Genomic DNA, 7,291 nt, shown 5'->3' with positions numbered 1-7,291 from the left:
GTAGGTCACTGCCAGGCTCTTATCCCAAAACCCCCGGACGGCTCCGCCTCCGGGGGTTTTTTTATGCCCTCAACCCCCAAAAACCATCCCCCGGCCACCAAAAACAAAAAGGAAAAGGGGCCGGGTGCTGGGTGTTTTGTTAGTTCACCCGACCGACCATGGCCGCGGCCTCGGCAGTCAGACGGCCGTTGCGGACACAATCGTTCATGGCGATGCCGCGATAGGCATTGCCGGTGAGATGCAGACCACGGTGCTGACCGGCCCGCTCCATGAGGGCATCCACCGCCTGGATATGGCCCACCGGGTATCCGGGGAGCCCCTTGGGCCAGCGCTTGACGAAGGTGGCATCCGGGGTCTTGTCGATGCCCAGGCCCTTGCGTACGCCTTCCAGGGCCTCCTGGATGAGGGTCTCGGGATCCTGTTCCACCTTTTGGGGGGCCCGTTGCCCGCCCAGCATGACGCGCACACTCTTCATCCCTTCGGGGGCACGGTCCGGGAAGATGCTGCTGTCCCAGAGCACCCCCAGGACGGGAAGGTCGGCATCGGCAGTGGTGAGCAGCCCGAATCCATCCAGGGGATGGTCCAGTTCCTTCCAGCCGAAGCCCACCACTGCGATGGGGGAATAATCCAGGGCCGCCAGTTGCCCGGAGAGTTCCGCATCCAGGGGTTTCAGCATTTCGGCGGCGGCGTAGGCGGGGGTGGCCACGATCACCTGATCCACCGTCAGGGCATCGCCACCTGCCTGCACACGGTAGCCTTCGCCTTCCCGGGTGATTGCCTCCACCGGGGCCCCCGTATGCCAGTGGGCGTCCACCTGTTGCTGCAGATGGTCCACCATGGTAGTCATGCCGCCCTTGAAGCTCATGAGCACCCCACCCGGACCGGCGCTCTGCTTGCGGCGCTTGATCATGCCCTTGAACAGGCCGCCATACTCCCGCTCCAGGTTGACCACCAGGGGAAAGGCCGCCTGTACGGAGACACGATCCGCGGTGGTGCCGTAGATGCCGGCGGTCATGGCATCCAGGAAGACATCGGTGAAGGCCTTGCCTAGGCGCCGGTATCCAAAGGACTGCAGGGTCTCGTCGCTTTCGTCCCGCTTGGGCGGGACGAAGAGTTCGCCGAGGATCCGCAGCTTCTGCGCCGGGGTGAGCAGTTGTGAGCGGATGAACTTGCCGGGGCCGTCCGGGAAGGGGTGCATCCGGTCCGTGTAGATGAAGCGCCGGCGTGCGGCGTCCTCGCTGCGCATGAGGATGTCGGTGGCCTGGCTTTCATTCACCAGCTTGAGCATGTCCGGCTTGTTGCTGAGGAAGCCGTTGCCGCCTTCCTCGAAGAGGAAGCCGTCCTGGTTCACGGTGTGCATGGTCCCGCCCAGATGCTCGTTGGCCTCGAAGACGTGCACCTCGGCATCGCTCCGGGTCCGTTTCAGGTAGAAGGCCGTGCTCAGGCCGCTGATTCCTGCGCCGATGATCGCCACCCGCATGATGTGGATTCTCCTCTTGTCAGATGGGGGATGGGGGGGCGGCGCGTCCGCGCCTGGCCCCGGGATACGGTACGGTTGATATGTGTTTTTTATGCCTCCCGCTGCGGCCGCCGGGCCACGAAGCGGGTGGAGATGCCGAAGGTGTCGTCCTTCACCTGGACCATTTCGAAACCGGCCGCCTGCAGTTTCTCCACCAGGGCCTGGCTGGTGAGAAAGTCCTGGATGGATTCCGGGAGATAGCGGTAGGCCTCGGGATCGCGGGAGATGAAGGCCCCCACCTTGGGCAGAAGACGGGACATGTAGAACCGGCCGATGCGGTCCACCAGTCCCGGTCGGGCCGGGCTCATGAATTCCAGGATCAGGAGATGGCCGCCGGGTTCCAGCACACGGTGGAACTCCCGCAGGGCCCCGTCCACGTCCAGGACGTTGCGGATGCCGTAGCTGATACTCACCATGTCCGCCGCCTCGTCCTCCAGGGGCAGGGCGGTGGCCGGGGCCTCGATGAATTCGGCATTCTTCACCTTGCGCCGGGCCAGATCCAGCATCCCCCGGGCCGGGTCCACGCCGGTGACCTGTTGAATAGGGGTGCCGGTGGCCCGGCCCGCCTCGCGCCAGCACAGGATGAGATCCCCGGTGCCCGTGGCCACGTCCACCAGATGCCGCACCGGCCGGCCGTGGGCCTTGAGGGCTGCCTGGCAGGCGTTGCGCCGCCAGCGCTGGTCGATGCCAAAGCTCAGGATGCGGTTGAGCCGGTCATAGGTGGGCGAGATGTCGTTGAACATCTGGATGATGCGTTGTTGTCTGTCCATGGGATGTCCGGATGAGGGTGAAGGGCGGGATGCGGCGGGTCCAAGGCTTCAGGGGGATTTCCCCGGGGAATCGGGCCGGCCGCCGCGTTCCCCGGACTCCTCCAGCAGGCGTTGCCGGATGCGTTCAAAGGCCTGTTCGCTGATGTGATGCACGATGGGTTTGGCCACCCGTCCCACGGTCTTGTCCAGCAAGCGGTTGTGCAGGTGGTACTCGATGGTCAGTTGCACCCGTGTGCCGCCGCGTGCAGGTTTCAGGCGATAGCGTCCGGTATTGCGGATGCCGCTGCGGGATTCCCACTTCAGGCCCCGGGGCGGGTCTTCCTCCACGATGGCCACGTCCCAGTGGAACTGCATGCCGTTGGCATGCACCGTCCAGCGGTAGGTGCGTTCGTCCAGGGGGACGACGGATTGGACGGCATCCGCGTAACGCGGGAATTCATCCACCCGGCGGATGAGGGCATAGACCTTCTCGGGCTCCGCCGGGAAGAGCATGTCATGTTCGATGACCGGCATGAACGGCTCCAGTATGGCTTGGGATGTCGACCGCCACGGCCCCGGTGGCCATCACCCGCGGGGTGGCCGGGTTATGTCAGAGCGGGGCAGCGGGGTCAAGCGACGTCGTCAAGGGCCTCGGCCCGCTGTGCGATGTTTCGTGCCATGGCGCTGAAGAGGAAGGCATGGGCCGGGGCCATAGTGTACCAATAGATCAGCCCCGGCATGCCCGCCGGATGCCAGTGGTTGACCACATCGATACGAGTACCCCCATCCACGGGGGTCAGCTCGAACTCCAGCACCCCCGCCCCCGGGGCGCGCATGCCGAATCCCAGGGTGAGGCGCCGCCCCGGTTCCAGCCCCACCACGCGCCAGGAATCCACCATGTCCCCCACGCGCAGGTCCACCGGGTCCCGGCGGCCGTAGTTGCGCCCCGGCCCCCCCAGCATCCAGTCCACCGCTTCCCGGATGCGCCACAGGGGTTCATAGGCGAAGTAGCGGTGGTCGCCGCCGATGGCCGTGATCACCGACCAGACCTGTTGCGGTGTGGTCCGGGCCACGGCACTGCCACCGGCGTGCTTGGCGTAGTAGCTGTAGTCCAGGCGATAGTCCCGGAACATGAAGGCCCCCTCGGTCCAGCGGGCGGCCACGGTGTGTTGCCGCTCCGCCTCGAAGGCGGCCCGGACCGCCTCACGGAAGTCCAGCAGCCGCTGGGGCATGAGACGGCGGGTGCGCTCATCATCGGCGATATAGTCCTCGCGCAGCCCATCCACCAGGGCCCGGGCGATGGGGGTGGGCACGGAGGTGACCAGCCGCAGCCAGTAAGAGGAGAGTCGGGGGGAGAGCAGGGGCACGGGGAGGATCACCGGAGGCCGGTGACCCGCCTCCTCGGCCAGGATGTGCATCATGCGCCCATAGGTGAGGTATTCCGGGCCGGCCACGTCCAGGATGCAGCCGGCCGCCTCCGGGATGTCCGGGGCCCGCTGCAGGTATTCCAGGAGGTTCTCCAGGGCGATGGGGGGGGAACGCCGGGAGACCCACTTGGGCGTCACCATCACCGGCAGGTGCAGTACCAGGTCCCGCATCACCTCGAAGGCGGCGGACCCGGGGCCGACGATGATGCCCGCGCGCAGTTCCGTCACCGGCACGGGGCCTTCCCGCAGGGTATCACCGGTCTGACGCCGGGAGACGATGTGCTCGCTGCGGGCCGAGGCCGGGGCCAGCCCCCCCAGATAGATGATGCGTTCCACCCCGGCCCGGGCCGCCGCCTCGGCAAAATGGTGCGCCGCCTCCCGGTCCAGGCGGCCAAAGTCCCGGCCGGAGCCCATGGAGTGCACCAGGTAGTAGGCGGTGCGTACCCCCTTCAGGGCCGCATCCAGGGTCTCCGGCTTGAGGGCATCGGCGGCCACGCATTCCACCCCCTCCCAGCCCCGGGCCTGGAGCACCTCGGCCCGGCGGGAGGCGGCGCGGATCCGGGCCTTGCCCGCGGCGGCCAGGCGCGGCACCAGGTTGGAGCCGATGTAGCCACTGGCCCCAAAGACCAGGGTGATGGGGCGGGGATCGTCCTGTACATCCTTGTTCGGCCCGGAGGGCTGTTCGCTCGGGGTGTGCATGGGGAAACTCCTGCGCATCGTGCGGGAATGATCCCATTATGGGCGCCAATGCCCCCGATGCAAAAAAAACCGTTCTCAGTCCTTTTGGGGCTGGATGGCCACGGTGAGCCGGCAGGTGCACACCGCCCGGCCCGCTTCGTCCTCCATCTCCACCGCCCATACCTGATGGCGGCGGCCCAGGCGCACGGGGCGGGCATGGCCGGTCACCGTCCCCCCGGGCACGGCGCGCAGGTGACTGGCGTTGATCTCCAGCCCGGCGGGTACATATCCCTCGGGACAGGCCAGCCAGGCGGCGAGGCTGCCCAGGGTCTCCGCCAGGGCGACGCTGGCGCCTCCGTGGAGCAGGCCGAAGGGCTGCCGGGTGCGCCGGTCCACGGGCAGGGTGCCGCTGAGGGTGTCCCCTTCCACCCCGAGGATGCGGATGCCCAGGGCCTCCATGAGGGTCCCCGGGATCAGATCATCAAAGCCCTGGGCCGGGATCGGCCGTTGCCAGGGTCCGGTCATGGGGCCTCCCGGTGGCCCGCTGCGGCACGGCGGGCCAGCTCGCCGCGGCGCACCTTCAGATCCGGGGTGGGTTCCAGTTCCAGGAAGGCCACGGGGACCATGTAGGGCGGAAGGTGTTCCCGCAGCCAGTCCCGCAGGGAGGGTTCGTCCACCCTGCCGTCCGTCTCCAGGAAGGCCACCGGACGCTGGCCGAATTCGGCATCCGGGCGGGGGACCACCACGGCCCGCAGGATGCGGGGATGACGGTGCAGGACCGCCTCCACCGCCTCCGGCTGGATGTTCTCCCCCCCGCTGATGAACTGATTATCGGCCCGTCCGGTGATGTGCAGCCGGCCGTCCTCCCAGTGGCCCAGGTCGCGGGTATGGAACCAGCCCTGGGTGTCGGTGGCCGGGCGGATCGCTCCATCCTCCAGGTAGCCCAGGAAGAGGGTGTCGCCCCGCACCAGGATCTCGCCGTTGGCATCCACCCGGCATTCCCGGTGGGGCAGGATGCGGCCCCGGCCATGGGGGTCGTGGGTCACCACCTGCGCCGTCATCTCCGTGAGGCCGTAGCTCATCCAGCAGGAGAGTCCCCGGTGGCGGGCCTCTTCCAGGAGATGAGGACGCACCGGGCCGCCCCCCAGCAGCACGGTACGCAATCCGGAGGGAAGGGTCTCCCCGGCCAGGAGGCGCTGCAGTTGGGTCTCCACCATGGAGACATGGGTCACCCCCATGCGTTCCAGGAAGGCCGCATCCTCGGCGCGCCCCCCCAGCACCAGGGCGGCCCCGCCCAGCAGGCAGCGCACCAGGATGGTCAGGCCGCCCACGTGGAAGGTGGGCAGGGAGAGGAGATAACGGTCCCCCGGACCCAGGGGGTTCACGGCATTGGCCCCCAGGGCGCTGTAGAGGTGATTGCCATGGCTGTGCACGGCCACTTTGGGGTGGCCCGTGGAGCCCGAGGTGAGCACTCCGGTGCAGGGGGCATGCAGGCCTTCCGCCCGGGGTGGTCTTCCCCCGCTGCCGTAGCCGGTGGCCGTCACCGTGGCCCCGGGTTCGGCAAGGATCCAGGGGATCGCCTGCGCCCGCAGCAGGGTATCCAGGGGCGTTGCAGGCATCCTGGGGTGAATGGGCAGCAGGCAGGCCCCCGCCGCCGGTACCGCCAGCAGGTCCACCAGGCCCTGGAGATCCGTCCGGGTGCGCAGGGCCACCCAGTCGCCGGGAGCGATGCCATCGGCCTGCAGGGTCCGGGCACGATCCGTCACCCGGGCCGCCAGGCCGGCGAAGTCCAGGGCCGGGGCATCGGCGTGAACCACAGCCGGGGCATCGGCATGGGTGCGGGCCCGATGGTGCAGCAGACGGGGCAGGGTGTCGGCAGGCAGGGTGTTCATGTCCAGGTCCCGAGGGGTTCCAGGGCCTCCCGTGGGCATATGGGGCGTTGCCGGTGTTCCGGCTGGCTCTCGATGGGGGCCAGCAGGGCGTGACCCAGGGCCGAGAAGGTGTCCAGGCCGTGGGGTCCGGGCAGTCCCCAATAATCGGCCAGACGCGCGTACAGGTCCAGGGTGAGGTTGCTCTCGTAGGCGGCGCTGAGGATCACCTGCAGCCCCCGGGTGCGAGCGGCGGTTACCAGTCGCTGCGTTTCCGTAAGGCCCGTGAGCATGGGCTTGAGCACCAGGGCCCCCAGGCCCGGGGTGTCCAGGGTCTTTGCCGGGAAGGGGGCGGTGCCCGCCCGCAGGGTCTCGTCCCAGGCGAAGGGGACGGCGCTGATCCCCGGCCAGGGGCCGTAGTCCAGTCCCGGACGCAGGGGTTCCTCCACGAACGCGATGCGCTGCGGATCCATCCCCTCCAGCACCGTACGGGCATCCTCCAGGGACCAGCTGCGATTGGCGTCCAGGCGCAGACGCTGCCCCGGTTTCAGGCGCTGCAGCAGTCCCAGCAGGGTATCCCGGTCCGCCCGGGGGGTGGCACGGCCCACCTTGAGCTTGATGCAGGCCGACTCCGGGGCCGGCCCCGAGCGTGCCGGGTCGTCGTGGCGCAGCAGCCGGCAGCGGGGCAGGGGGCGCGGAGGGGGCAGGGCGGTAGTGCACTGCAGCAGGCCGGCCTCGATACCGAAGCGGACCTCGGGGGGCAGATCCCGGGTGTCCCGTCCCAGACGCTCCGCCAGGGGGCCCGGAGGCTCAAGGTGCCCCTGCAGGGCGCGCAGGCAGGTCTCCAGGTCATGGGGGCTGAAGCCCGGCAGGGGGCTGATCTCGGACCACACGCAGGGGGCCCCGTCCTGTTCCCATTGCAGCAGCAGTCCCTCCCGCTGGTCCAGGGTCACCGCCCCCAGATCCAGGGGGGCGGTGAGGGGGAGATGGAAACGCCACAGGTGCAGGCGATGGGGGGTGGGCATGGGGAAAACACACGGGCCCCGCCTC

The 7,291-nt window shown here is 68.8% G+C and carries 7 protein-coding genes; all 7 read right to left on the bottom strand.

Annotated features, from left to right (window positions below; all coding sequences use genetic code 11):
• Positions 1-139: 139 nt before the first annotated feature.
• The gene (gene hemG / locus CKO33_RS03795) at positions 140-1,480 is read right to left on the bottom strand and encodes a protoporphyrinogen oxidase (RefSeq protein ID WP_200179451.1); all 1,341 of its coding nucleotides are present in this window, start codon (positions 1,478-1,480) and stop codon (positions 140-142) included.
• Between the two features lie 89 nt (positions 1,481-1,569).
• Positions 1,570-2,289: a bifunctional demethylmenaquinone methyltransferase/2-methoxy-6-polyprenyl-1,4-benzoquinol methylase UbiE gene (gene ubiE, locus CKO33_RS03790; protein ID WP_200179448.1), complete on the bottom strand. Its 720-nt coding sequence runs from the start codon at positions 2,287-2,289 to the stop codon at positions 1,570-1,572.
• Between the two features lie 48 nt (positions 2,290-2,337).
• Positions 2,338-2,802 carry an SRPBCC family protein gene (locus CKO33_RS03785; RefSeq protein WP_200179447.1) on the bottom strand — a complete coding sequence of 155 codons (465 nt, stop codon included), beginning with the start codon at positions 2,800-2,802 and terminating at the stop codon, positions 2,338-2,340.
• A gap of 95 nt (positions 2,803-2,897) precedes the next feature.
• Positions 2,898-4,394, bottom strand: coding sequence for a DUF2867 domain-containing protein (locus tag CKO33_RS03780; protein WP_200179445.1), 1,497 nt, complete (start codon positions 4,392-4,394; stop codon positions 2,898-2,900).
• 75 nt (positions 4,395-4,469) lie between these two features.
• Positions 4,470-4,898 carry a hotdog fold thioesterase gene (locus CKO33_RS03775; protein ID WP_200179443.1) on the bottom strand — a complete coding sequence of 143 codons (429 nt, stop codon included), beginning with the start codon at positions 4,896-4,898 and terminating at the stop codon, positions 4,470-4,472.
• Complete coding sequence (locus CKO33_RS03770; protein ID WP_242472447.1) at positions 4,895-6,265, bottom strand: AMP-binding protein; 1,371 nt, start codon at positions 6,263-6,265, stop codon at positions 4,895-4,897. Before CKO33_RS03770 ends, CKO33_RS03775 begins: the two co-directional genes overlap by 4 nt.
• Positions 6,262-7,266: an o-succinylbenzoate synthase gene (menC, locus tag CKO33_RS03765; protein WP_200179439.1), complete on the bottom strand. Its 1,005-nt coding sequence runs from the start codon at positions 7,264-7,266 to the stop codon at positions 6,262-6,264. The genes CKO33_RS03770 and menC overlap by 4 nt, the downstream gene beginning before the upstream one ends.
• Positions 7,267-7,291: the final 25 nt, after the last annotated feature.

It is taken from the genome of Ectothiorhodospira mobilis (genome assembly GCF_016584115.1).
Lineage (GTDB): Bacteria > Pseudomonadota > Gammaproteobacteria > Ectothiorhodospirales > Ectothiorhodospiraceae > Ectothiorhodospira > Ectothiorhodospira mobilis.
Note: the sequence above shows the minus strand (reverse complement) of the source record. Positions and strands in the feature narration are given on the sequence as shown.

Coding starts and splice junctions, on each gene's coding strand:
- hemG (WP_200179451.1), bottom strand. CDS start 1,480: ATGCGGGTGGCGATCATCGGCGCAGGAATCAGCGGCCTGAGCACGGCC.
- ubiE (WP_200179448.1), bottom strand. CDS start 2,289: ATGGACAGACAACAACGCATCATCCAGATGTTCAACGACATCTCGCCC.
- CKO33_RS03785 (WP_200179447.1), bottom strand. CDS start 2,802: ATGCCGGTCATCGAACATGACATGCTCTTCCCGGCGGAGCCCGAGAAG.
- CKO33_RS03780 (WP_200179445.1), bottom strand. CDS start 4,394: ATGCACACCCCGAGCGAACAGCCCTCCGGGCCGAACAAGGATGTACAG.
- CKO33_RS03775 (WP_200179443.1), bottom strand. CDS start 4,898: ATGACCGGACCCTGGCAACGGCCGATCCCGGCCCAGGGCTTTGATGAT.
- CKO33_RS03770 (WP_242472447.1), bottom strand. CDS start 6,265: ATGAACACCCTGCCTGCCGACACCCTGCCCCGTCTGCTGCACCATCGG.
- menC (WP_200179439.1), bottom strand. CDS start 7,266: ATGCCCACCCCCCATCGCCTGCACCTGTGGCGTTTCCATCTCCCCCTC.